At 66.7% G+C, this 24,873-nt stretch carries 20 protein-coding genes and 1 tRNA gene; 10 read left to right on the top strand and 11 right to left on the bottom strand.

Annotated features, from left to right (window positions below):
* The first annotated feature begins 58 nt into the window (after positions 1-58).
* Positions 59-1,990, top strand: coding sequence for an FAD/NAD(P)-binding protein (locus IEW19_RS13310; protein WP_188572103.1), 1,932 nt, complete (start codon positions 59-61; stop codon positions 1,988-1,990).
* A gap of 64 nt (positions 1,991-2,054) precedes the next feature.
* Here the strand turns inward: IEW19_RS13310 and IEW19_RS13305 are convergent, their stop codons facing one another.
* Both IEW19_RS13305 and IEW19_RS13300 read right to left on the bottom strand, forming a co-directional pair.
* Entirely contained in the window at positions 2,055-6,575 is a 4,521-nt protein-coding gene (locus IEW19_RS13305) for an ExeM/NucH family extracellular endonuclease (RefSeq protein WP_188572102.1), read from the bottom strand.
* Between the two features lie 424 nt (positions 6,576-6,999).
* Positions 7,000-7,087, bottom strand: a tRNA-Ser gene (locus IEW19_RS13300).
* Positions 7,088-7,196: 109 nt separating this feature from the next.
* On the opposite strand from IEW19_RS13300, the gene IEW19_RS13295 reads away from it, so the two are divergent.
* The 7 genes from IEW19_RS13295 to IEW19_RS13265 all read left to right on the top strand — a co-directional run bounded on the left by IEW19_RS13295 (position 7,197) and on the right by IEW19_RS13265 (position 13,682).
* A complete protein-coding gene (locus IEW19_RS13295) occupies positions 7,197-8,180 on the top strand; it encodes an NAD(P)H-quinone oxidoreductase (protein ID WP_188572101.1) in 984 nt (327 codons plus the stop codon).
* Between the two features lie 117 nt (positions 8,181-8,297).
* Entirely contained in the window at positions 8,298-8,903 is a 606-nt protein-coding gene (locus IEW19_RS13290) for a PadR family transcriptional regulator (RefSeq protein WP_188572100.1), read from the top strand.
* 158 nt (positions 8,904-9,061) lie between these two features.
* The gene (locus tag IEW19_RS13285) at positions 9,062-11,359 is read left to right on the top strand and encodes a carbon starvation CstA family protein (RefSeq protein ID WP_188572099.1); all 2,298 of its coding nucleotides are present in this window, start codon (positions 9,062-9,064) and stop codon (positions 11,357-11,359) included.
* Positions 11,359-11,562, top strand: coding sequence for a YbdD/YjiX family protein (locus IEW19_RS13280; protein ID WP_188572098.1), 204 nt, complete (start codon positions 11,359-11,361; stop codon positions 11,560-11,562). The genes IEW19_RS13285 and IEW19_RS13280 overlap by 1 nt, the downstream gene beginning before the upstream one ends.
* Before the next feature lie 78 nt (positions 11,563-11,640).
* Complete coding sequence (locus IEW19_RS13275; protein ID WP_188572097.1) at positions 11,641-12,267, top strand: bacterial proteasome activator family protein; 627 nt, start codon at positions 11,641-11,643, stop codon at positions 12,265-12,267.
* Between the two features lie 7 nt (positions 12,268-12,274).
* Positions 12,275-12,718 (top strand): hypothetical protein, encoded by a 444-nt coding sequence (locus tag IEW19_RS13270; RefSeq protein WP_188572096.1) that lies wholly within the window; start codon positions 12,275-12,277, stop codon positions 12,716-12,718.
* Between the two features lie 118 nt (positions 12,719-12,836).
* Positions 12,837-13,682, top strand: coding sequence for an aldo/keto reductase (locus IEW19_RS13265; protein WP_188572095.1), 846 nt, complete (start codon positions 12,837-12,839; stop codon positions 13,680-13,682).
* 156 nt (positions 13,683-13,838) lie between these two features.
* On the opposite strand, the gene IEW19_RS13260 is transcribed toward IEW19_RS13265, so the two are convergent.
* From IEW19_RS13260 to IEW19_RS13240, 6 genes are all read right to left on the bottom strand, one after another.
* Positions 13,839-14,024 (bottom strand): hypothetical protein, encoded by a 186-nt coding sequence (locus tag IEW19_RS13260; RefSeq protein ID WP_188572094.1) that lies wholly within the window; start codon positions 14,022-14,024, stop codon positions 13,839-13,841.
* Between the two features lie 178 nt (positions 14,025-14,202).
* Positions 14,203-14,538: a glycerophosphodiester phosphodiesterase gene (locus IEW19_RS13255; protein WP_229748471.1), complete on the bottom strand. Its 336-nt coding sequence runs from the start codon at positions 14,536-14,538 to the stop codon at positions 14,203-14,205.
* Positions 14,539-14,700: 162 nt separating this feature from the next.
* Positions 14,701-15,882, bottom strand: coding sequence for a phosphodiester glycosidase family protein (locus IEW19_RS13250; RefSeq protein WP_229748470.1), 1,182 nt, complete (start codon positions 15,880-15,882; stop codon positions 14,701-14,703).
* Positions 15,879-16,400, bottom strand: coding sequence for a hypothetical protein (locus tag IEW19_RS23550; protein WP_229748469.1), 522 nt, complete (start codon positions 16,398-16,400; stop codon positions 15,879-15,881). Before IEW19_RS23550 ends, IEW19_RS13250 begins: the two co-directional genes overlap by 4 nt.
* Before the next feature lie 200 nt (positions 16,401-16,600).
* Positions 16,601-17,695: a hypothetical protein gene (locus tag IEW19_RS13245; RefSeq protein ID WP_188572093.1), complete on the bottom strand. Its 1,095-nt coding sequence runs from the start codon at positions 17,693-17,695 to the stop codon at positions 16,601-16,603.
* A gap of 72 nt (positions 17,696-17,767) precedes the next feature.
* Positions 17,768-18,802, bottom strand: a complete 1,035-nt coding sequence (locus tag IEW19_RS13240) for a hypothetical protein (protein ID WP_188572092.1) — start codon at positions 18,800-18,802, stop codon at positions 17,768-17,770.
* Positions 18,803-18,935: 133 nt separating this feature from the next.
* Here IEW19_RS13240 and IEW19_RS13235 point away from each other — a divergent pair, with 133 nt between their 5' ends.
* Positions 18,936-20,177 carry an NAD(P)/FAD-dependent oxidoreductase gene (locus IEW19_RS13235; RefSeq protein WP_188572091.1) on the top strand — a complete coding sequence of 414 codons (1,242 nt, stop codon included), beginning with the start codon at positions 18,936-18,938 and terminating at the stop codon, positions 20,175-20,177.
* A 281-nt stretch (positions 20,178-20,458) separates the two neighbouring features.
* On the opposite strand, the gene IEW19_RS13230 is transcribed toward IEW19_RS13235, so the two are convergent.
* On the bottom strand, positions 20,459-21,097 hold the full coding sequence (locus IEW19_RS13230) for a hypothetical protein (protein ID WP_188572090.1): 639 nt from the start codon (positions 21,095-21,097) through the stop codon (positions 20,459-20,461).
* Between the two features lie 116 nt (positions 21,098-21,213).
* The gene (locus tag IEW19_RS13225) at positions 21,214-22,137 is read right to left on the bottom strand and encodes a polysaccharide deacetylase family protein (RefSeq protein WP_229748468.1); all 924 of its coding nucleotides are present in this window, start codon (positions 22,135-22,137) and stop codon (positions 21,214-21,216) included.
* Between the two features lie 483 nt (positions 22,138-22,620).
* Between IEW19_RS13225 and IEW19_RS13220 the strand changes: the two genes are divergently transcribed.
* On the top strand, positions 22,621-22,821 hold the full coding sequence (locus IEW19_RS13220; RefSeq protein WP_188572089.1) for a hypothetical protein: 201 nt from the start codon (positions 22,621-22,623) through the stop codon (positions 22,819-22,821).
* Positions 22,822-23,111: 290 nt separating this feature from the next.
* Here IEW19_RS13220 and IEW19_RS13215 read toward each other — a convergent pair whose 3' ends face one another.
* Complete coding sequence (locus tag IEW19_RS13215; RefSeq protein WP_188572088.1) at positions 23,112-24,743, bottom strand: purple acid phosphatase family protein; 1,632 nt, start codon at positions 24,741-24,743, stop codon at positions 23,112-23,114.
* Positions 24,744-24,873: the final 130 nt, after the last annotated feature.

Below are 24,873 nucleotides of genomic sequence, written 5' to 3'. Positions count from 1 at the left end.
AGGCTGGCAAGTCAAGCGTGCAGCGCACACCCCGCTTTCAGCCCGTACGCTGGATGCCGTGGAATTATCGCAGAGCAACCGGGCCGTCATCATCGGCGGCGGCCCGCGCGGCACCAGCGTGCTGGAGCGGCTGCTCGCCCACACGGCCGCGGCGGAAGGCCCAGTGCGGCTGCAGGTCGACGTCGTGGACCCCTACCCGGCAGGTCCCGGCCATGTATGGCAGCCCGGCCAGTCCCGGCTGTTCCTCATGAACACCCAGTCCTTCTACCCCACGCTGATTCCCGAGGACCCGTCGCTGCCCGCACCGGTTGCCGGCACCACCTTCGACCAGTGGCGGGTGAGGCAGCAGCGGGACCCCCTGCCCGCCCTCACCGCCGATGAACGGGCGGAGCTGGCGGTGCTGGGGTCGAACGACTTCCCCAGCCGCGCCCTCTATGGACGCTACCTTCGCTGCACGGTTGAGGACTTGCTGGACAAGGCTCCCGACGGCGTCACGATCGACTTCCGCGAAACGTCGGCAGTGTCGGTGCGTCCCGTGGGGGACGGGATGTTCGACGTCGGCCTGGGCACCGGCGTGACCCTCAGGGCCAACTCCGTGGTGCTGGCCCTGGGGCACATCCCATCGCGGTTGAACCCGGAACAGCGTGATCTGCAGGCCTCGGCCGCGCAACTGGGCCTGCACTACTTTCCCCCGGCTGCGCCCGCGGACGTGGACTGGTCCCGGATCCCCGCCGGCGAGCCGGTCCTGGTCCGCGGCATGGGCCTGAATTTCTTTGACACCATGGGCCAGCTCACCGAAGGCCGGGGCGGGAAGTTCGTGTCCACCAACAGCCGCCTCGATTACGAACCCTCCGGCCAGGAGCCCCTGATCATCGCGGCGTCCCGGCGCGGGACACCCTACCGGGCAAAAGCTGCGCTGAACGGCTACTACGCCTCGTCCATTACGCTCCGCTACCTCACCGAGGCGGCCATCGGGCGGCTGGCCAAGGCAGGAATCCGGCCAGCGTTCGACCATGACCTCTGGCCGTTGCTGCAGCGCGACGCCCTCTGGGCCTACTATTCAACGCTGGTGCGCTCGCAGCCCGGCGCGGTGCCCGATGCAGAGGCGTTCCTCGCAGCGCTGGAGGAGGCCCTGCAGCCGCACGCGCACAGCGCGGCGAACTGGGAAGACAGCGTTGAGAGCGTCCTGGCCGTGCACGTCGGTCCCCGGCACCGCCTGGATTTGCCGGGCCTGGCGGCTCCGCTGGCCGGCCGTTCCTTCGCCACGCGCAACGAGCATGATGCCGCTGTGGTGGAGTTCCTGCTTGATGATGCACGGCGCTCGGCCCTGGGCGAGGACGATCCGGTCAAGATGGCCATTGCGGCACTGCACCACGGTCGCGCCGTCCTGAAGACAGCAGTGGCCGACGGCGGCATCACCGATGAGTCGTGGGTCGCCGGCCTGCGCGGCTGGTTTGAGTCGTTTGTAGAAGGCCTGGCCAGCGGACCGCCGGCGCTCCGGTCCGAACAGCTCGCCGCGCTGGCAAGGGCCGGGGTGGTCAGCTTTGTTGGGCCGGACCCGAAATTCCGGGTGGACCGGAAGGCAGCGATGTTCACTGCCTCCTCGCCCTGGGTTTCCGGGCCGCCGGCGACGGCCCGGACCATGGTGGAGGCCCTGGCCCCCGGCAACCGGGTCTCGGCCAATGACTCGCCGGTGCTGGAACAGTTGCTGTCCGACGGGCTGGTGCGCTCCAAGCTGATGATGACCGCCGAAGGAGCGCCGGTCCAGTCCACGGGTCTGGACGTGGAGCCCCATCCCTACCGCCCCGTTGCCGCCAACGGGTCCGTCACCGAGGGCCTGTTCGTGCTGGGCCTGCAGTTGTCGTCCACCCAGTGGGGCACCGCGATCGCCGCCGAGGCTCGCCAACAGGGCGGGCCCGCGTACCGCAGCGGCCAGCGCACGCTCCGCGACGCCGACGAGATCGCCGCCGCAATCCTGCGCAGGGTTTAACTGGCGATGCGCCATCACTTGTGGTCCCTGAACAGGGGCCACAGGTGATGGCGCATCTGGGGGATTAGCCGCGCAGGCAGGCCCGGTAGGCGGCCATAGCCTGTCCGTAGTTCGCCTGGCCGTTGACGTCCGCCGGGCGGGTGGGCTTCACCGGCGGGACGCAGACCGGCTGCGCCGGGGTGTCCGCGCCCACCAGCACACCGACCTTCACCACGGTGCCGGACTCGACGGCGGTGAGCACCAGGGTGCCGGTCCCGGCAGCCGCCCCGGCCGGGACCGCAAGGTTCACGGAAGCCGCGCCGGAGGACACCGGAACTGAGCCCAGCTGCGTCACCGTGCCGGCAGCGTCCGTGAACGAAGCCGACAGGGACGTGTTCACCGGGCTGCCCAGGGACGTCAGGTCCAGCTTGGATACCGCCAGGGTGACGGGTTCGCCGGGCTTGACCCCAGCGGCGGTGGTGTTCGTGACGGCCACCGTGCGTCGGGAGAAGTCAGGGGAAACCGGGCTGCTCTTCTGCAGGTACCCGATCCACGCGTCCCGGTCCACCAGCCCGGAATCCCGGGTGTTGGTGCCTGCCGTGAAGATCCGGAAGTTGTCGCCGCCGGTTGCCAGGAAACTGAACGTGCCCACCCGGTAGGACCTGGCGGGATCCAGCAGTTCGCCGTTCACCCGTATCGAGGTGATCCGGTCACCTGCGCTGCGCGCAGCGTCGTAGGTGTAGTTGACGTTCTTTGACAGGCCCAGTTGGAGATAGGCGCGGCTGGGAACCGTGCCGTCCGGGTTGGTCTGCCACTGCTGCTCCAGCAGGGTCTTGAACTGTGCACCGGTCAGGGACGTGGTCCACAGGTTGTTCACGAACGGCAGCACAGCGTTTGCCTCGGCATAGGTGATGGTGCCGTCCGGGGCGTAGTACAGCTCGTTGCGCAGGCCGCCTGGATTGACGACGCCGATCTCCGCACCGCCGGCCTCAGCCGGCTGCAGGGAGGATCGCAGGGAGTCCGCCACCAGGTTGCCCAGGGTGGATTCGCTGCCGCGGTCATCACGCTTGGCGGCGCCGGTTGCGTCCGTGGTGAACGCGGTGGTGATGTCCTTGGTGACCGAACCGACTGGCTGGTTGCCCACCACGGCGGCATCCGCCAGGGCCTTCTTGACGATGGCGTTCACCGCGGCCACGCGCGGGTAGGCTGCCACCAGGTTGGCGGCGGGGTCAGCGGTGCGCTTGACGTTTCCGGCCTTGTACGAGGCCACCTGCTTGCTGGCGGTGTCCACGGTCAGCTGGATCTGGCCCACGTTCTCCCCGTAGTTGCCGGTCTGCACCATGGGCCGCGTCTTGCCGGCAACGCCCGGAACGGGGGCGTCCCAGGCGTATTCCTTGTGGGTGTGGCCGGTGAAGATGGCGTCCACCTCGGGGGACGTTTCGGTGACCAGCTTGGCAAACGGGCCGCCGGCTGCCACTTCCTGCTCCAGCGTGGCGCCTTCCACCACACCGGAGCCGGCGCCGTCGTGATCCTCAACAATGATGACGTCGGCAAGCTTGTCCGCCGTGATCTTCGCCGCCACCCGGTTGATGGCGTCCACCGGGTCTCCGAAGTCGAGGTCGGCGATCCCGGCGGGAGTCACCAGTGAAGGGACCTCCTGGGTGACGGTACCGATCACGGCAACCTTGACGCCGTTCAGGTCCAGCACCGTGTACTCCGGAAGGACCGGCTCGGTGGTGCCCTTTCTGTAGACGTTCGCACCCAGGTAGGGGAACTTCGCGTTGGTGCCGCCCGCGATGACGCGGTCGCGCAGGTCCGCCCAGCCGCCGTCGAACTCGTGGTTGCCCACGGCAGAGGCCTTCAGCTCCAGGGCGTTCAGCACATCGATGGTGGGCTGGTCCTTGGCAACCGCCGAGGCGAACAAGGACGCGCCGATGTTGTCACCTGCCGACAGGAAGGCTGTGGCGCCCGGGGCGGCTGCGGAACGCAGCTTCTCGATGGTGCCGGCAAACTGGACGGTGTTGCCGTCGATCCTGCCGTGGAAATCATTGATGTTCAGCAGGTTCAGGTCAACAGTTGCTGGCGTGGAGGCCAGGTTCAGGCCCACCACCACGGGGTCGTGGTCGCTGGCACGGAACTGGTCCGGAGCGTAGTAGCTGGTGACGTTGTTGTTGTAGCGGCTGTATTCCAGCGCCACGGATTCAACCGAGTTGATGTTCCAGATGTCGGCACCGGCGACCACCGCATTGGCCGCGGGTGAAGCCAGGATGTGGTCCAGCGAGCCGACCAGGCCGCCGAAGAGGTAGGAGTGCTTGGCGGTACCGTCGGCGTTCTTGGCCTTATCGTCCTGGTTCACGTACCCCGCGCCGGTCAGGACGTTGATCGGGTCTTCCTTGCCGTAGGAGTTGAAGTCACCGATCAGGAACACCTTGTCGGTGCCCTTGGCCGCTTGCAGGGAGTTGGCAAAGTCCAGGAGGGACTTGGCCTGCGCCGTGCGGGCGATGTTGGATGCGCCCTGGCCCTTGTCCGTGTCGTCCGGGGTTGCTGCCGAGCCCTTGGACTTGAAGTGGTTCGCGATGGCGATGAACTCGCTGCCGGCGCCCCCGCCGACGGGCTTGAACACCTGGGCCAGGGGTTTGCGGGCGCTGGCGAAGGCCACGGTGTCGTTGTGGATGAGCGATTCGCCGACCGGTTCGGCCGCCGCCTTCTTGTAGATGAACGCGGTGCGGATCATGTCCTCGTCGGCCAGCGGGGGTGCGTTCGCGGGAGTGCGGACGAAGTCCCAGATGCCCGGGGTGGGGATATCCAGCGCCTCCACGAGCTTGGCCAGGGCGTCGTCGCGGTTTTTGCCGAACTGCGCGGAGTTTTCGACCTCCATCAGGGTCACCACGTCGGCGCCGGACTTGGTGATGGCGGCGACGATCTTGTCCTGCTGGCGTTTGAAGTTCTCGGCATTGGCCGCACCGCGGGCGTCACAGCCGCCGCGAACGGTGATCGGGTTGCCCGCGCGGTCCTCGTAGAACGTGCACCCGGACAGCGTGTCGCCCGTGGTGGGGAAGTAGTTCAGGACGTTGAAGGACGCAATCTTCAGGTTGCCGCCCACGGCTGCAGGGGCCTCGGTGCGGGTGGGGCCGAAACTGGCCGGCTGGACGGTAGCCTTGTTGGCCTCAGTCAGGTGCGCGAGTGGCTGCAGCTTCCAGGAGTTGTTGGCGTAGCCCAGGACCACGTTGGTGGTGAAAGTGGCCGGCGAGCCGACCCGGACGGGGTCCGTGGTGGTGAGATACGGCAGGACTTCGGCCTTGGTGGTGGCGTCCTTGAGGAAGTTGGTGCTGGACCCGTCGTCGAGCTTGATGCTGCGGGCGGCATTGTCGGCAACGACGGCGGCGTAGTCAGCCGAGCCGTACGGCGCCACGGCGGTGGGCTGGACCAGGGGAGCGGTTCCGCCGGCCAGGCCGATCTCGCCGTACTGGTTGAGGCTGTAGTTGTCGCTCACCGTCATGGCGCCGTGCGGTGCCAGGAGCATGCCTTCCAGCGACTCGCGGAAGGTTTCCGTGGAGGGGAGGGTGAACATGGTGGGCTTGACCTCGGGTGCGGCCTCGGTGAGCTTGGTGAGGCCCGCAGCCGCCGTGACGTTGAGTTGGGTCATGCCGTAGTACTCGGCCACGGTGCCGGTTACCTGAACAAAGTCACCGGTCTGCACCGACCCCACCGTTGCGGGTGAGTAGACGAAGATGCCGTCGGACGCGGCGTGGTTGGTGGCCGTCAGGTCACCGCCGGTGCCGGCGGTCTGGATGTAGTAGCCGTTGAGCCCGCCGGTGGGGAAGGCTGCGGTGACCTTGCCCTTGGTGGTGACGGTGGTGCCGGCCAGCGGGCTTTCAGTGCCGGTGCCCTGGATTTCGGCGATGGACTTTGCAACGGGATCGGGGGTGGGAATCGGATCCGGAGCGGGAGCAGCCCCGCCCGTGGCCGTCGGCGTGATGGCGGCGCTGAGGGTGAAGTCCGCGGCGTTGCTGTTGCTGTCCGCGCCGGCGGTCCGGTTGAGGCTCGTCACGTCGGTGTTTCCGGCAGGTGCCGTGGCAGCCTGCGTCTCAAAAGTGTTGGACGTGCCGTAGCCCAGGAGGTCCGCCACGCCTGCCGTTTCCACCACGGAGCCGGTGGAGAGCGCGCCGGCGGTGCGCTGCTTGGCGAGCACGATGGTGCCCGTAGTGCCGCTGGGGTTCAGGGAGGTTGCAATGTCAGGCGTAGGCAGGTCGGCGCCGTTGGTGCCGTTGCTGCTGCCCTGCACCAGGTAGTAGCCCTTCGCGGGGATGGACCCCGATAGGGGAGCTACCCCGCTGGGAGCCGTTGTGCCGGTACCGGAGCGGTACTGCACGGACCAGCCGTCAAGGGACACGGGGGCGTTGGAGGTGTTGTACAGCTCCACGAATTTGTTCTTGAACGCGGCGCCGCTGCTGCCGCCGCTCAGGTAGGCCTCGTTGATGACAACGGGGGAGGTGCCGGCCGCGGCTGAGACCTCCGCGGCCGCCGGGACAGCTGCCAGCGGGGCTGCGATGAGCCCCGCGGACAGCGCTGTGCCCAGCGCTAACTTCCAAGGTGTGTGATGCATCGGCTCTTACTTTCATTGAGGTGTCCCGGGTGGGTGGCCCGGTGGGTGCGTGTTGCATGGATCGCACTGGGACGGGAGTGTGCCCGTGGCCAAGCGGTTGTCCAGGCATATGACAACAGCACTGAATGAACGCAGGGTGGCTGGAGCGTGCATTCGGTGGGGCGTTCCCCAACGGAGCGGCCCGCCCTCCGGCCCGGGTTTCCCCAACCCGTGCCGGAGATGCTGGTGGCGGGAGTGATGCCTGCCGGCAAACCCAACGGTGTGCCGGCAGGCACAAAACGATACCGGTGGGTAGTCTTCAGGCCGGGTTTCGGCAGGGTGTTACTCCAAAGAATTTACGTGCGCGCAACACGGCAGGGCCCGGGGCGGCCGCTTAAAGCAAAAAACCCCTGGCGGCCGGTGCCGGCTGCCAGGGGTTTCCTTGCGGAAGGTAAGAGATTCGAACTCTTGGTACGGGGTTACCGCACACTGGTTTTCAAGACCAGCTCCTTCGGCCGCTCGGACAACCTTCCTCAGCTAGTAGTGTTTCATAGGCACTTGCCTGCAACAAAACAGGCCCCGGGAAGGTGCCCGGTGCACACTGGTTGCAGCCAGGATTTGAGTCAGGAACGGGAGAGGTCCATGAAAGCCGTCTACATATCGGAGCCGGGCGGCCCGGAAGTGCTGGAAGTCCGGGACGTGGATGCCTGCGTGCCCGGCCAGGGTGAAGTGCTGATTGATGTGGTGGCTGCCGGCCTTAACCGGGCCGATGTCCAGCAGCGGCGTGGTTTCTACCCTCCGCCGCCTGGTGCGTCCGAGATCCCGGGCCTGGAAGTGTCGGGCCGGATCGCGGGCTTCGGGCCCGGTGTCAGCAAGCCCTTCTCACTGGGGGACAAAGTAGTGGCGCTGCTGGCCGGCGGTGGCTATGCCCATCAGGTGGCCGTTCCAGCCGAGCAGGTGCTGCGGGTCCCGGACGGTGTGGACCTGGTCACCGCCGCGTCGCTGCCCGAGGTGGCTGCGACTGTTTACTCGAACCTGATCATGACCGCGCAGCTGCAGCCCGGTGAAACCGTCCTGATCCACGGGGCCACCGGCGGGATCGGCACCATGGCCATCCAGCTCGCCAAGGCGTTTGGCGCCAAGGTGGCCACCACGGCCGGCACCGACGAGAAGGTCAGCACTGCGAAAGCCTTCCTTGGTGCGGACATCGCCATCAATTACGCCGAGGAAGACTTCCCGGAGAGCCTTCGGCGGCAGAACGGCGGCAAGGGGGCTGACGTCATCCTGGATGTGGTGGGGGCCAAGTACCTCCAGCAGAATGTGGACGCGCTGGCCGACTACGGACGCCTGGTGGTGATCGGCCTGCAGGGCGGCACCAAGGGCGAGCTGGACCTGGGGCTGCTGCTGAAGAAGCGCGCGGCGGTGGTGGCCACCGCCCTGCGGCCCAGGCCGGTGGCGGAGAAGGGCGCCATTATGGCTGCAGTCCGGGATGCTGTCTGGCCACTGGTGGCCGATGGCCGGATCCGCCCGCTGGTTGCCAAGACATTCCCGCTGGACCAGGTGGCAGCCGCCCACCGCTATTTCGACAGCGGCGACCACGTGGGCAAGGTCCTCCTGGTCATGTAGAACTGCATACCCGGTATTGCGCCTGCGAGGGCTTCCGGCTTAGGCTTGGTATACGCGGTATGCACAGGGTCTTGGGGGCCTGTGCATACCGGCAATGACTAAGCCCGGGGGAGCACAATGTCCATTCGGCACAGCCTACTCGCCCTGCTGCAGGACCAGCCGCGCTACGGCTACCAACTGCGGGTCGAGTTCGAGAACCGCACCGGGGCCACGTGGCCCCTGAACATCGGACAGGTGTACACCACACTTGACCGGCTGGAACGCGATGCCCTGGTGGCCAGGGAGGGCGACGACGGCGAGGGCCACGTGGTGTACAGCATCACCCCCGCGGGCAAAGCCGAGGTTCGGAATTGGTTTTCCGCCCCCGTGGAGCGGAACAATCCCCCGCGCAACGAGCTCGCCATCAAGCTCGCGCTCGCCGTCACCTTGCCAGGGGTTGACGTCCAGGCCATCATCCAGGCCCAGCGCGTGGCGTCCATCAGGGCCCTGCAGGACTACACCAAGGCCCGCCGCGACACTGCCGCGAACCAGCGGGCCGCGGATACCGCCTGGCTCCTGGTCCTGGATTCGCTGATCTTCCAGACCGAAGCGGAAGTCCGCTGGCTGGACCTCTGCGAGGCCAGGATGGTCCAGCAGGCGCAGGCCGCTGCCGCGGGGGCAGCACGCAAAACGTCCAACGGGGCCACGGAAGACGCCCCGCTCAACGCGGACAGCCGCCGGTGAGTGGGCAGCGGCCCTGCCCAGCGTGACCCGGTCGTTCGTCGCCGGGCCGACGCCGCTCACCGCACAGGCCGGCGCCGCGCGGCCGTCGGTAGCTCCTGGCGGGTTACTGGTTGGTAGGGTGCCCGTAGCAGAAGTGCGAAATCTCTCAAGGAGGAGACATGGCCGGAGTGCCTGACCAACGGAACAACGGATCCCGGGCGGAGGGCGGACTGGCGACAGACCCGGATCTTCCCCCGCCCGCTGTGGACCAGGCACTGCTCGACGCCGAGGACCGGAAATGGACTCCGGGCAAGGTTGCTCTCTGGGCCGCCATCGCCCTTCTGGGCGGCGTCGCCTGGTTCATGCTGGCGATCGTCCGCGGTGAAACCGTCAACGCCATCTGGTTCGTCTTCGCCTCGGTGTGCACCTACCTGATCGGGTACCGCTTCTACTCCAAGGTGATCGAACGCTACATCACCAAGCCTGACGACCGCCGTGCCACCCCGGCCGAGTACAAGGCCGATGGCAAGGACTACGTCCGCACGGACCGCAACGTCCTGTTCGGCCACCACTTCGCAGCCATCGCCGGCGCCGGCCCCCTGGTAGGCCCGGTCATCGCGGCACAGATGGGCTACCTCCCGGGCACGATCTGGATCATAATCGGCGTCGTCCTCGCTGGTGCGGTGCAGGACTACCTGGTGCTCTTCTTCTCAATGCGGCGCGGAGGCCGTTCCCTCGGCCAGATGGCGCGCGAGGAGCTGGGCGTCATCGGCGGCACGGCCGCCCTCATCGCCACCCTGCTCATCATGGTGATCATCGTGGCCATCCTGGCCCTCGTCGTCGTCAACGCACTGGGTGAGAGCCCGTGGGGCGTGTTCTCCGTGGGGATGACCATCCCGATCGCCCTCTTCATGGGCGTCTACCTCCGCTACCTGCGGCCCGGGAAGGTCATGGAGGTCTCGATCATCGGCTTCGTCCTGTTGATGGCCGCCATCATCGGCGGCGGCGCCGTAGCAGGCACGGAATGGGGAGCAGCGTTCTTCCACCTGGACAAGGTGACCATCGCCTGGGGCCTGCTCATCTACGGTTTCATCGCCGCGATCCTGCCGGTGTGGCTGCTGCTGGCTCCCCGCGACTATCTCTCCACCTTCATGAAGATCGGCGTCATCGTCATGCTGGCGCTGGCAATCATCGTTGTCCGTCCCGAAATCACGGTCCCTGCCTTCAGTGAATTCGCTTCCCGCGAGAACGGCCCCGTGCTCTCCGGCGCACTGTTCCCCTTCCTGTTCGTCACCATCGCGTGCGGGGCCCTGTCCGGCTTCCACGCCCTGATCTCGTCGGGCACCACGCCCAAGCTGATCGAAAAGGAACGCCAGACCCGGTTTATCGGCTACGGCGGCATGCTGATGGAATCCTTCGTGGCCATCATGGCCCTCGTTGCAGCCATCTCGATCGACCGCGGCATCTACTTTGCGATGAATGCCCCCACGGCCCTCACGGGCGGCACCGTGGAAACGGCCGCGCAGTGGGTGAACAGCCTCGGGCTGGCCGGAGTCAACATCACGCCCGACGTCCTCGCGCAGACTGCCAAGGACGTCGGCGAGCAGAGCATCGTGTCCCGCTCCGGCGGCGCCCCCACCCTGGCGGTGGGGCTGGCACACATCATGCAGCAGTTCATCGGCGGGACGGCCATGATGGCGTTCTGGTACCACTTCGCCATCATGTTCGAGGCGCTCTTCATCCTCACCGCAGTGGACGCGGGCACCCGCGTGGCCCGGTTCATGCTGCAGGACTCCATCGGCAACTTCGTCCCCAAGTTCAAGGAAGCCTCCTGGCGTCCCGGTGCGTGGCTGTGCACCGCCGTCATGGTGGCTGCCTGGGGTGCTGTGCTGCTGATGGGCGTCACCGATCCGCTGGGCGGCATCAACACCCTGTTCCCGCTGTTCGGCATCGCCAACCAGCTGCTGGCCGCCATTGCGCTGGCCGTGTGCCTGGCCATCGTGGCCAAGCGCGGAACGTTCAAGTACCTGTGGATCGTGGCCCTGCCGCTGGCGTTCGCCGCAGTGGTCACCATCACTGCGAGCTACCAGAAGATCTTCTCCTCTACCCCTGCGGTGGGCTACTTCGCCAACAACGCTGCCTTCAGCAAGGCGCTGGCCGACGGCAAGAAGGAATTCGGCACCGCGAAATCGGTGGCCGCGATGGAAGCCGTTGTCCGCAACACGGCCATCCAGGGCTGGCTGTCAGTGATCTTCGTGGTGCTCAGCATCATCGTGATTGTGACGGCGGTGCTGGCCACGGTCAAAGCGTTCCGTGACCGGTCGGCGGGGACAGCCACCACCGATAATGAGGACCCTGCTCTTCCGTCGCGCGTCTTCGCCCCCGCCGGGCTGGTGCCGACCACCGCCGAACGTGAACTGGCCACCGAGTGGGGGAAGGTCCCCGCGGACGCGCGCCTGGAACGGGCCGGCCACTAATGAGCGCCGGTATTGCCCTGGTGGCCAACGGGTTCCGCGGGTTTGCCCGCTACCTCGGCGCCGTCATGGGCGCCGACGCTTATGCCAAGTACCTGGAACACCACCGGGCGGCCGGGCACCAGGAAGTACCCCTCAGCGAGCGCGAGTTCTGGCGGGACCGGACGGACCGCCAGGACAGCAATCCGCAGGGCAGGTGCTGCTGATTGAGCCTGCAGCGGACAAGCCTGCCACATGGCTTCACCAGTGGGCCCCGGGCAGATGCGCCGTGAGAGTATGAACGCATGAGCGATCCCAAAGACACTCAGGCAGCTGAGGACCTCCCGGTAGAAGGCACTCCCGTTGACGACACCCAGGCTCCGGTCCAGGGCCCGGCGGACGGGGATGGCAGGCCGCGGGGCAGCAACCTGCAGGATCTGGTGGACGAGCCTGCCAAGGTGATGCGGATCGGCACCATGATCCGGCAGCTCCTGGAGGAGGTTAAGTCGGCACCGCTCGACGACGCCGCGAGGGGCAGGCTCGCCGCCATCCACGCGCGCTCCATCAAGGAGCTTGAGGACGGGCTGGCCCCTGAGCTCGTAGCGGAGCTGGACAGGATCAGCCTGCCCTTCTCCGACGAGGCCACACCCTCCGATGCCGAGCTCAGGATAGCCCAGGCCCAGCTGGTGGGCTGGCTTGAGGGGCTGTTCCATGGGATCCAGACGGCCATCGCGGCCCAGAACGCAGCCCGGGAACACGCCGCGGCACAGCTGCAGCTGCGGCAGCTTCCGCCCGGCACCATGATTGCGCCCGGCGTCGTGATTGGTGAAAACGGCGAGCCGCAGCGCGCGCCGGCCGGAGCACGGCCCGGGGGCGCGGCACGGCCCAGCCAGCGCGAGGACCCGGACCACGGCCCGGGCCAGTACCTGTAGGTTCCGCTTGGGCTTCTTCAGCGACGCCAGGCAGGGGCGCAAGGATGACGTGGAACTGGGCAAGGGGTTGTGGCGCCGCGCGCACGACCGCTTCCACCGGGGACTGGACCGCTACCACCAGGTGCTGGAAGGCGTAGAAGAGGACCAGCTGTACGGCGAGCTGGTGGACATTGCCAACGAATTGACTGCCCTTCTGCAGCGTGTCCGGGCGGTCTGCATGGAGGCGCAGCGGCGTGCGCCCAGTGACGGACTGGACATCCCGGCCGCCCTGGCGGACGTGCACAGGTCACTTTCCAAAGCGGGAAATTCGCTGGCAACTACCGCCGAGGCGGCAGCGATGCTTCGGCTCGCAGTGGGGCCGGTGCCGGTAGGTGCGGCGTCGGTGCGGCGCCGCGCTGAGGCCGTCTTCCAGCAGGTGGACGACGCCGAGAGGCAGCTTCGCGGCGAATAGCCGGGGCAGCACCACGGAAATATTCCCGATCCGGCGGGTGAATATCGCGGTTAAGCGGCTGGCTGACAGCGGCCGGAAACGTGCCCTGTCGGGGTGAAGGTTTGGCAGGATGGAAAGCATGACTCTTTCACCTACCTTGACTTTCAACGACGGAAACACGATTCCCCAGCTTGGCTACGGTGTGTGGCAGGTTGAGGACGACGTGGCTGAAAAGGTTGTCCGCCAGGCATTCGAAGCAGGCTTCCGCCACATCGACACGGCAAAGATCTACGGCAACGAGGCCGGCGTTGGCCGCGCCATCGCCAGCTCGGGCCTGACCCCGGAACAGATCTTCATCACCACCAAGCTGTGGAACGCGGACCAGGGGTACGAGTCGACCCTCGCCGCCTTCGAGGAATCCATGGACCGGCTTGGCCTCGAAACGCTGGACCTCTACCTGATCCACTGGATGCAGCCCAAACAGGACAAGTACGTTGACACCTGGAAGGCGCTGATCGAGCTTCAGAAGCGCGGCAGGGTCAAGTCCATCGGCGTCTCCAACTTCACCGCCGAGGGCCTGCAGCGCCTCATCGACGAAACGGGTGTGGTTCCGGCCATCCACCAGATCGAGCTGCACCCCTACTTCAGCCAGCGTGAACTGCGTGAGTTCGGAGCCGCCAAGGGCATCCTGACCCAGGCATGGTCTCCGCTGGGCCAGGGCGGGGACCTGCTGCAGGATCCTGCCGTCGCGTCCATCGCTGCCAAGCACCAGGCCACCCCTGCCCAGGTGGTTATCGCCTGGCACCTCGCGATCGGCAACGTGGTCATCCCCAAGTCCGTGACCGAGTCCCGCATCAAGGAGAACTTCGCAGCACTCGAGGTGTCCCTGGACGCCGAGGACGTGGAAGCCATCAACAACCTGGACCGGACCGCGAGCGGCGAAGGCCGCATCGGGGCTGATCCCGCGGTCTCCGACTTCGCCTAACCCGCGGCGGCGGTACCTGCCCAACCCTTGGGTGGCCACCAACCGCCAAAGCAACGTCCGCCCGCGCCGCCTGCACCTTGCCAGGCAGCGCGGGCCGATGCTCTTAACCGCCCGCTGACACGTTATTGCGGCCTGTTGCAGTGAGCTGAGTACCGCCTAGGCAGCGGCCCGGACGCGCTCCACGGTCACGGCATCCACAACGGCCCAACTGTCCTCACCGTGGCAGTGCCTGCTTGCGAAACGCTCGGCCTCTTCCAGCGTGTCAAAGACCTCAGAGCGGGCCCGGCCACAGTCGGCGTCGAAGTACGTTACGTGAAATTCCTGTACAGCTTGGTTTTCCATAAATCCAGTCTGCAACCGGGGTCTGACATTCCTGGGAATGGGCACCGCGTGTTGCTTCCCAGCGGCACCTGGACTCAGGGATACCCCCACACAATCGTTGGCCTTCGGCCAGGGCGACGGTCCAGGATTCCGGGCACGAGCAAGGCGAGCCCCGGCAAAGGGCGCGCCTCTTCCGTGATCAGCTCGCTGCTGACATGCCGGGTTCCAGGGTGTACTGCTTGGGCAGCTTGAGGGACCGTTCCGCCAGGACTTTCCGCAGCTTGTCCGGGTAGTCGGTGATGACGCCGTCGACCCCGTCGTCCATGGGCTTGCGCATGGACGGCTTGTCATCGACCGTCCAGGGGATGACCTGCATGCCCTTGGCGTGGGCGCGGGTCACCATGTCTGCGGTCACGTAGGGGACGCAGCCGGCGTCCACCAGGTCCCCGCCGAAGTCGTCCGAGTCGATGCCGCCGAGCCAGGGCGATTTGCCCGGCTGGCCGGCCTGCAGGAAGTCTTTGTTGGTCAGTGCCACGGTGCGGTTGCCAGGCTGGCCGGGTAACGGTTGGCGAGATCAAACACTTCGGCGAGGGTCGGCATCTTCGCGCCGGGAGAGGCCTGCTGGCCGGGGAACTGGGGAAGACTTCATGGGTTCTCCAGGATTGTTGAAATGGGTGTGCGTCCGGCCTGCGCGGGGTTACTGCTTGCGGCCGGGCAGTACGAGGAGGGCGTCGCCCACCGGGCGTTCGCCGGTGGCGTCGGAGGGTGAGTTCACCACCTTGCTGCCTTGGACCATGGTGGTGGAGCCGCCGCCGTCGTCGAGGTTGATGGCGTTGACCATTCCCAGGGAACGGGCGACGTCGGCTGATTCTTTGATGCTCAGGCCAAGGCTGGTGGTCTGGCGGCCGTCTGCGGTGACGAGCAGGGTGCGGCCCTGGGCGTCGGTGCCGGCGATGGTGCGGGGGTTGCGCTTGTGAACCCAGCCATAGAAGAAGCTGTTGCTGTCATTGGTGCGGACGATGCCGTCGCGGCGGGCGGTGACGTTGAGCTGGCCGTTTTGGACCAGGGTCGGGCCGCCGTTGACGACATCCGTGGTGGCGCCGGTCTTCAAGGCCTTACCGCCCTCGTTGAGCAGGTCGGTGTCGACTTTCAGTTTGGCACCCGGGACGGCCAGGGCGGCGAGTTTGTCCGCGTCTGCACCGATGGCCTGCAGGGTTTGTCCGCCTGCTGGGACAGCGGCGCCGCGGGTGTGGTTGACCGAGGTAACGGTGCCATGGGCGTCAAGGAGGACTTCGAGTCCGGGCCCTGAAGGCGTTGTGGGACCAAATTCGGGGGTGAAGGCGACGATCTCGTCCGCGTCCGTGCAGGTGAAGTCGTGCAGCGGAAGGTTGGTGGGGGTGTCGTCGGTGCCGCCGCAGTTACGGATGAGCCCGGGCACGCGGTTGATCCCGTCCAGGGGAAGTTCTTTAGCCTGCCCAGTGCCGGTCACGGAGCCGTGCCAGTGCAGGCGCTGGATGGAGGTGCTGTTCTTGTCGATGACCAGGGCGGGGCGGTCGCCGACGGGTTCGCTGAGGACCTTGCCGTCGTGGACTGCTGCGCCTGCGGGATCGCCGGGCGCTCCTGCCTTGGGGTCCATGACAAAGTAACCGCCGTTTGTCGCGGCCAGGGCACCGGCAGCAGCGGCGAGTGAGCTGGTGGTCTCGCGGTCTTCGAGGTTCGGGCCGAACGACGACGTGAGGTCGCCGCGGAATTCCTTCGGGTCGATGGTCAGTACCTGCAGGTTCCAAGGCCCGCGGTCATCCTCGCTGGAGCCGGCGTCGCCGTCCCAGCCGGTGTAGATGACGGAGGATTTGTAGCCGGCCGCCTTGATCTGGTTCACGGTGGCGGCTCCATCGGCCTTTGCGGTGAACTGTCCGGCGCGGACCCGGTAGCCGAGGTCGCCGCCGGCGTCGGCCAGCTGGGTGACTGTACGTGCTCCACCCGGGCAGTGACGCCGGCGGTGTTGAGCTTGTCGGCAACCATCTGGGCCTGTGCCTGGGTGGAGAGGGCCGACGCAGGGGCATCGGGGTCCGGTGAGGTGGACGGGACGGCCACTTCAGCAGTCCAGAAGAAGTCCTGGTTGGGCTCGCCGCGGGTGATGGCGGTCCGGGTCAGGCCGGGGGCCAGGGTGGTCACGGTGCGCGTCTCGGGCAAGTCCTGCGCCCCGAGGTCGAGATGGGCGGACTGTGATGGTGCGGCAGCCTGCTGGTCCGGTGCCGGGGCGGTGGGCGCCGCGGTGGAGGCGCCGGCCGGGGCAAGGAATGCGAAGGGGAGTGACACTGCCAGCGCGGCGACAGCCGCGCGGCGGTGCCGGGCCGCGGCCGTCGTGAGGACGCACCCGTTAGTTTTAGAGCTCATTGTGGGGCCTCTTAAGGTTGGGGTCTCAACAGGAGCTCTCAAGTTACTAATCAGTAGTTGACCTGTCGTGGCGGCCTGGTGAACTGCATCTTTCGGAAGTAAGTACCCGATGCAGTTGCTCCACATCACGGGGCAGGTCGCCGGACACGAAGAAGAGTGCGCCCGTTCGCTGGGCACATCGTGGTATCTCTTCAGGCGAATCAGCGGGCTGAATCCTCCGCTGTGGCAGTTGTCCCTGCCCGCACAGCCTTCAGGGTCAGCGCGGCCAGCGCAAGCATCCCCAGCCCGGTCCAAACGAGGGTTCCGCTCCAGACCTCCGGGGAGAAGCTGAGCGAGCCGTCGTGGAGCGCCACGCCAGCGAAATACGGGGCCCAGAATACGACCGGGGAGAGTCCTGCGGCGGTCATGAGCCGCGCGGGACGGCCAGGGGCAGGCCGCACCACCGCCCACACGGCCCCCACGAGGACGGAACCGGCGACGGCAACCGGCAGGAGCCACGCGTCCCGCAGCGCAACCATGATCTGCAGGGCTACGGAGGGGACCAGCACCATGACTGCGGGCACCACGGCGTGCAGGCGCCACCGCAGCGACAGCAAAAGGACTGGAACGAAGAGCGCGAACGTGGAGACGAGGAACGTTGCCAGGGAGACCATGATGCTCGACGACGTCGGGACCGTCACCGCGGGCTGTGTCCCGGCAGCGGTTGTGAACGTCTGGATGAGTCCGTGGCGTGAGAAGACCGCGAACTCCTGCAGGATGAACGCTGCAACCATGCCGGCGAGCATGGCGCTCACGAATGCCGGCATCAGTTGTGGCCACGGCCGTTGTGGCGCGTGCCAGGCGGCGGAAAACGGCGCGCCCAGGATGAGGAAGCCGCCGGTGGCGAGCCCCAGATGGGACGGGCTGAACAGCGCACTGATGTTTTGCTCAATGCCGAACACCGAATGCCAGGCGAAGTCGCCAATCCCGGAGGCCAGGAAGAGCACGACTCCTGCCGCCGCTGTCCCGTGGCCGGCGGGGACCGCTTCCATCCACCGGGTGCCGGGGACGTGCCGTCGCCAAGTCAGGGCGGCAATCCAAACAGCGCAGGCAGCGAAGCCCGAGTAGAGGATGGCATGCCACGGAGTGAAGAATGTTTCGAGGTCGCGGAGGTTGTTGTGGGCCCAGCCGTCAACATAGGTTCCAGTGAGGAGCCAGACGCCGGCCGCCAGGGTGATGATGTCTTCAACGGCCGTGGTGGGCCGGTGAACTGATACCGGAGGAATCGCAAAGGCATGTGCTGCTGCGGCGTCCATAGCTCCACAGTAGGTCCCGCCGGCGCCAAGGGCGAGAGGCAATTTCCGCCTGGGCTGGTGCGCCGGCGTCCCTCAGTTGTTGCCCAGCCGGAGTACGCGTTCCTGCGCCAGCATGGCCGTGCGGCCGGCTTTGCCTGGCGCCCGTACGGCTTGTTTCGCTTCCGCGGAGGTTGCGGCAAGCCGCTTGCGGGACCGGTCCAGGCTTTCTTCGGTGGCACTAAGCCGGGTCCGCAGCTCAACCGCCTGCTGCTGGAGTTCCGCGATTTCCGCGCGCATCCGTTCTTCTTGTTCCTGCAGTTCACCTGCCAGCCGCAAGGCCTCCTCTTCCGCCGCCCGGGCCTCTGCCAGGGCGGCCCTAGCCCGCTCCAGTGCCGGCGGCGAGGCAAGCCGCGGACCCTGCCGCACTGCCTCAAGCCGGGGCTTGGTGGGCTTTGGCTCGGAGCTGTCCTCCGCCGTCGTTCGCGTCCTGGCCGTTGCCGCCCCCGGCGTTGTTGACTTAGGCCCAATTGACCTCGGCCCCGGCGTCTTGGACGCTCCTGGCTTCAGGTCGTGCGGAGGAGCGGTGAGGGGGCGGACGGATGGCGTCGCCGGGAGCAGCCCCGGGAGGGCCACCACCCCGTCCAGGTCGACGTCGTTGACGCCGTCGGCGGACACGACTTTCAACAGCCGCCCGCTGCCAACGGCGCTGGCCGCACCCTCGTCCGCTGTCAGTGCCCTGAGGGACTCCTCGACGTCGGAAGCCATTGCGTCGCTGATTGAGCGGCCCTGCTCCCGGGCAACAGACTTGGCAGTGTCGACGGCGTCCGCCAGCATGATGCGCCGCTCCCGGCCCAGCTCCCGGAGGGCAGGGGCGTCCAGCGAGTCCTGGGCTGCCCGCATCCGGGACCCAAGCTCACCCAGCCCCGCCAGCACGTCCTGCCGATGGCGGGCAAGCATGTTGATGGCCCACGCGGCTACGGAAGGCTTCGGCAGGCCGCGGACCGCTGCCGCCAGATCCTTGTCCTGGCGTGCAAGTTCCTTGGCCGCTGCGGCACGGGCCGCAACGAAGTCGTCCAGCGACCCGGCATACAGCCGGTCGGCAATGTCCGCCAGGGCTTCGTCTTCCATGCCGCCATCTTAGGTGCCCGCGAACCTCCGTTCGGCAGGTTTGCCCCGCCCCGAGCCGCGGCAAAACGGCCGCCGCAGCGGCAGTGGCAAAGGCACCCTGTTGCTCACCCGCCGGGAGGGGTATGTTGCTCGAATGGACGATTCATATCAGGTCATCGTGGTTGGCGGCGGATTTGCCGGAAAAGCGGCGGCTGAGGAGTTGGGCCGCAAAGGCGTCCGGGTGCTGCTGCTCGATGCCAACAACTACCAACAGTTCCAGCCGCTCCTCTACCAAGTGGCTGCCTCCCAGATTGGCGTCTCCACGGTGACCCGGCCGCTCCGGTCGGAGTTTCGCAGGATCAACAATGTCCGGGTCCTGACGGCGGAGGTGACCGCCATAGATGCGACCAACCGCACCGTCACGACCACCGACGGCTCCAGCTACCGGGCGCAGTTCCTGGTCATCGCCACCGGTGCCGTGCCGAACTTCTTCAACACCCCCGGCGCCGATGAGCACGCCTACCCCCTGTACTCCGTGGCGGATGCAACCCGTCTGAGTTCGGCCATCACCGCTGTCATGGACGAGGCCGACCGCGAGCCTGCAGTGGGGGCTGACGTCATTGTGGTGGGCGGCGGCCCCACCGGCGTGGAAACCGCCGGCGCGCTGGCCGAAAACGTCAAGTACCTCGTGCCAAAGTACTTCTCGCCCGGACTGGCCGCCCGCTGCCACGTTCACCTGGTGGACATGGTGCCGAACGTGCTTGCAGCTTTTTCGGAGAAGTCGCAGAAGTATGCGCGGGACCGCCTGACAAAACTGGGCGTGCAGCTGCACATGGGCCAGCCCGTGGGGGAAGTCCGCCCCGACGGAGTGACCCTGAAGGACGGGACCGTCATCCCTGCCCGGATCGTGGTGTGGGCCGGGGGCCTGCAGGCCGGGCGGATCATCACCGAGTCCGGCCTGAAGCAGGGCAAGGGCGGCAGGGTGGACGTGCAACCCGACCTGACAGCACCCGACCTGGACGGCGTCTACGTTCTGGGGGATTCCGCCAACATCACAGATGCCGGGGGGAACAAGCTGCCGCAGCTTGGGTCGGTGGCCCAGCAGTCCGGTAAATGGGCTGCCCGCAACATCTATGCGGACCTTACCGGCGGTGTGCGGGAGCCCTTCCGCTACCGCGACAAGGGGTACATGGCCATGGTGGGCCGTGGCGCAGCCGTCGCGGAGTTGGGGCCCCAGCGCCTGCAACTGCAGGGCCCCCTGGCCTTCGTGTCCTGGCTGGCAGTCCACCTTGCCCTGCTGCCCGGATTCCAGCAGAAAGTCAGGGCGCTGTTTTCCTGGGCAAACGGCTATGTCACCCACAGCCCGTCCCAGGTGGTGGTAGGCAGGCCGGACTAGCCTTCATCGAATTCCCGGATCTGCGCGGTGAACCAGCCCGGGTCGCCAGCCGCTCTGGCTGCCGGGCGCGGATCGCCTCCTGGCCCTGCCGGTGGACCCGGAAGGCGTCGCACCAGACCCGCAAAGCGTCACCACGCCAGTCACGGAGCACGGCTCTCCGAGGTGCAACCATGATTCGATCCTAGAAGTGGTTGTTCCGCGCCGGAATAGAGAACCCTGCGGTTCCGCTGGAATCGACAGCTGCCCAGCCGCCCGCCGTGGGGTGGGCTGAACCGCCGTCGTCAGTTCTTTTCGAAGCCCAGGAGACGGCCCGCGACGGCCCAGCCGGATGCCTCGTAGGGGGCAGCAGCATCCGGCTCAACCACCATGTGCAGGTACTCCGCGCCATGGAGGAACGCCTCCTCGGCCATGGCAGCGAAAAGGCCCCGTTCGAACGCCTCCTTGTCAGGTCCTTCCGGGAGTTCCGTGATGGCCACGGCCGCGAAGTCGTCCCGCACCTGGATCCGTCCCTTGGCCACGGGATGGTCAAAGACAGTGATTTCGACGGCGTCGTACGTCTCCATGGGTGCCAGGGCCACCTGCGAGTTTTCAGGCAGTTCCGCCCCCGTGTTCAGTTCGGCCGTCGGGGCCATGAGCAGCACCCTCTCGGACACCGGGGCGAGCCCGTCCGGGGCTGGAGCATCTGTGGCGGCGTCAGCGCATAGCAGCGTGAGCCGCACCCCAGGCTCGTCTGCGGCCCTGGCCGCAAGCTCCTGCGCGTCCCTGCCTGGCCAGGCCGAGACGTACTCCCTGCCCCCACCCGCTTGTCCCAGGCCGCCCTCCACGACGAAACCCGCGTTGATGGGGTCGATGGAGCGTTCCTGAAGGTCTGCCCAGGCAGGGATCCATCCGGTGGCGGGCGTGTTGTGCTGTTCCGGCATGGGGGTTCCTAACGTTTGGCAGCGGCCGGACCGGGGTCCTTCCAACGCTGCGGGGCAGGGCTTCACTGTCAACGTATCGGATCAGCACGCAGCCCGCCAGCGGAGCTGCGTGGCCCTCAGGGCAGGTGGCTGAAGGAGATTCCTGCTGCCAGCAGCTTGTCCACAGCCTGCCGCACGCCTTCGGCCGTTCCGCCGCCGGGATGGTTGCCGTGGCATATGACCACGTCGCCCGGGCGGGCCTTTCCCACCTCTTTGGCGACGACGGCGGTGGGGTAGGTTGCGCCGCCGTCGCCATTGATGCTGAAGCCCGCAGGCCTCACCCCCAGCGCACTCAGAATGTCCGCGGCGACGTCGTCCATGTACGCGGTGCCGGGGCGGAAGTACCTGGGACGCTTGCCGCTGATGCCGGCCATGTCGCCATCGTTCGGCATGATCTCGTCGTAGACTTCCCCCGCGTTCCTTGTGCCGGGGATGCCGTAGGCCGTGCTGCCGGTGGTGGACAGCGGCTTGTGGGAAGTCCCGTGGTTGGCAAGCTCGAAGAGCGGGTCCGCTGCCAGTTGCCGTGCGGTGGTGGGGTTGGCGGTGATCCAACGCGAATTCAGGAATAGCGTGGCCGGGACGTGGCGCTGGCGCAGCGCGTCGAGCAGCGCCTGGTCGTAGCCGCTGCCGCCGGGACCGCCGCAGAAGTCGAAGGTGAGAGCGATGCCCGGTGATCCGGGCGGTAGCCGCGTCAGGACGCCGGGAGCCTCAACTCCCCAGTACCGCGCCTGGCGCTTCCCGAAAGTATCCACGATCTGCGTCCGCGGCGGCACGGGAGGTGTGGATGCGTCATGGGAGCCCACGCTGATGACCGCGGATGCATCGTCCCCCGGATCACCGCCGGATTCCGGTGCAGTTTCCTGCGCTTCGGGCACGTGCTTCGAATGCGGCTGCAGGTCGGGCACGGCGGCCGACAGCGTCAGCACCGCTGCCAGGAGGACCGTCCTGCGGCCCGGGCCTTTGCCGTCCTGGCTCAAATGCCGGGGCGCGTTGGGTTCCACGCTACTTCCTTGTCCGCGACTGGACTCCGGCATGGGTCCGGCTTCGCTCCGGACAGGCAAGGGTGCGGGCCGTGGGGCGCGGAACAGCAGCCTGGAAGCGGGGGGTCATGTGGGGATGATACCTTGGCTGCCTTGCCGTTCCCTGAACCTTCGGCGTACACCCCGGGTGGCGGGCGTAACAAAAGGGCTTGGCAAGGCACGCAGCACTCTTTATCCGACGTGGATGCCCGGACGGCGGCGTGGATCGCAGCAGCCAATGGACCAATGGCTTGCGTGGCACTGCACCCTGCGTGGCGCGCGGAACAACTTTCCGGCACGCGGAGGGCGTCTGCCGATGAGACGTCCTTCAAATTTCGGCTCGAAATCGAGACTTTAGTCCCTGTGACCCTTTGCCATGCCGCGGTTTACTTGTGGGTTGGGCGGGCAAAGCGCCTGCTGCAGAGCCTGGGCTCTGCCGTCAGAGCAAGGAGGCAGTAGTCTGCAATGAACCTCAAAGACCGTTGGAGCAGCCTTGACCCGGCCATCAAGCAGTGGCTCGTCGACAACCCGGGATGCCAGATACTCCCACGAACAATCGCGGCAGTAATCTCCAAGGAATCCGGAGAGAACCTTGCCACGGGGCAGCATGGTGAAGCAGCCATATCGCGGGAGGACCAGGACTTCATCCGGTCCATAGTGAAGTAGGTTCCGGGGTTTCCCGCCGTCGAGATCTTGCCCGGGCCCTTAACCAGCGAAAAACCCCGGAAACCCCTAATACAAGGGGCTGTCCGGGGTTTATCCCGAGCTTCCGCTGTAGAGGCGTGGCTGCTCACGCAGAAAGGCGCGGCGGCGTGATGGGCCGGGCAAAAATGTTGCCGTGGCAGCTGGGTGAAATTCAAGCGCTGGACGTCTCACCAGAGACGACGAAGGCCGGGCAACCGGTGAAGGTTGCCCGACCTAAGCGCGGATGTTCTATTCGTGGCCCAGCTGAGGACTTAGCTGTGGACCTTGTCCTTTTCCTCGGCGCCGGCCTTCTTTGGTGAATCCGACCGGGGCCGCTGGAGTGTAAAGGTTTCGAAGGAAGCAAGCTGGCCCTGCGGGCCGGTGACGTTGTAGTAGGTCACCTCGATCTTTGTTGTTCCTCCGGGTTCGGTGCCGGGGTCAACGCTGAAGGATGCGAAACCGTACGAGTTCGCGGCGTCGCGCTGGGATGACCACGGGGCGTCTTCCTGGACATAGACCGGTGGACGCTTGTGCGTCGTGGGGTCAGGTTGGCCCACGGCGGTGATGACCCGGCATACGGGAGGGTTGGTGAACAATTGGTTCGAGGTTACGGATGTTCCGCCGCCACCCAGGACCAGGTGGACGGTGCCTTTGGTGGTGTCGATGACGTCCTTGCGGGTATCCGCGAGGATGGGGGTCAGTGTTGCGTTCTTCTGCTGGCCGCGGATCGGGTGGGAGCGTTCGTAGTGGTGTTCGTGCCCGCAAACGACGAGGTCGACCCCGTATTTGTCGAAGAGGGGCACCCATTCCTGCCGGATGCCGAGGTCGGCGCCGTTAAAGGATCCGGCGGTGCTGATGACTACCTGGTGCATGCAGACTACTACCCAGTCGATGTTCTGATCCGATCGGGCGGCGCTGAGTTCTTTCTCCAGCCAGGCCTTCTGTGCGCCCTGTGAGTAGCCCCGGACGTAGCTGTTGCCGCCGTCCTGGTAGCAGACGTCGTCGTTGGCCAGGCTAATGATCCGTACCGAACCTGCCGTAAATGAGTACCAGAGACCGCGGGTGACATCTGTTTGCCCGGGCTGCGGCGGAACGGAGAAGTAGGTCTGGTAGGCGGCGTATCCGATGGGCCCGTTGCCGAGCTCATTTTCGTGGTTCCCGGCTGCGGGCATCCAGGGTCGGTGGCGGGCGCTGCGCGAGTTGTTGTCCCAGAAGTCCGTCCAGGTCCGGACGCGGTTCTCGGAGAGGTTGGCGTAGCAGAGGTCCCCGTTGAAAAGGTGGAAGAGTGGCTGGACGCGTTCGACTCCGGCCGGCATGTCGCCGGCCGCGGGGGAGCCAAGGTTGTCGTTGACCCATTGCTGTCCACCACTGGCATTGGTGGCCTTCTTCCCAAGGGTGGGGGTGCCTTGGTCGCCGAAGCTGGTGAAGGTGATCTTTCCGCGTCCGCGCGGACCGGTCCGGAAAGAACCGAACTCCGCCTGCGCGCCGTCGTGGATCGCCGCGTAGATGTAGTCGTGGGACGGGGCGAGCCCGGTCAGTTTGGCGTGGTAGGCGTAGACCTTTTGCCCGGACTTAGCGTCAACGTAGCTGGTTTCCACGGCCTCCTCGGTCCGGCCGTAGCTTCCGTCGGCTTCGCCGAGCATTGACCGTGCGTTCTTGACCGGCTGCAGGGCGTGCCATGAGACGACGACTTCGCTGGAGGCATCGGCGCCGAACTGTAGGTGCAGCCCGTTCACTACCGGGGTGGTCAGTGGATCACCCGCCGAGGAGGGCAGCTTTGCTTTGTCGTCGGCCGAGGCCGGAGTGGCCGATGCCCAGGCGGCTGTGACGCCCGCTACTGCCGCGGTGCCGAAAAAGCCGCGGCGTGAGAACCCGGAACGAAAGATTTCTTTGTCGTCAGTCATGGAGCCAGTCTGACCCGTGGCCGGGAAGAGTCGGTGAAGCCTGGTGAAGCACTGGACCGATGGGGCCTGAACGATGCATTAACTGACAGGTGGCCTGGTGCTGCCCCAGACACGACAAAGGCCGGGCAAC

The sequence above is a fragment of the Arthrobacter liuii genome, from assembly GCF_014639275.1.
Taxonomy (GTDB): Bacteria; Actinomycetota; Actinomycetes; order Actinomycetales; family Micrococcaceae; genus Arthrobacter; species Arthrobacter liuii.
This window is presented reverse-complemented; position numbering and strand designations above follow the sequence as displayed.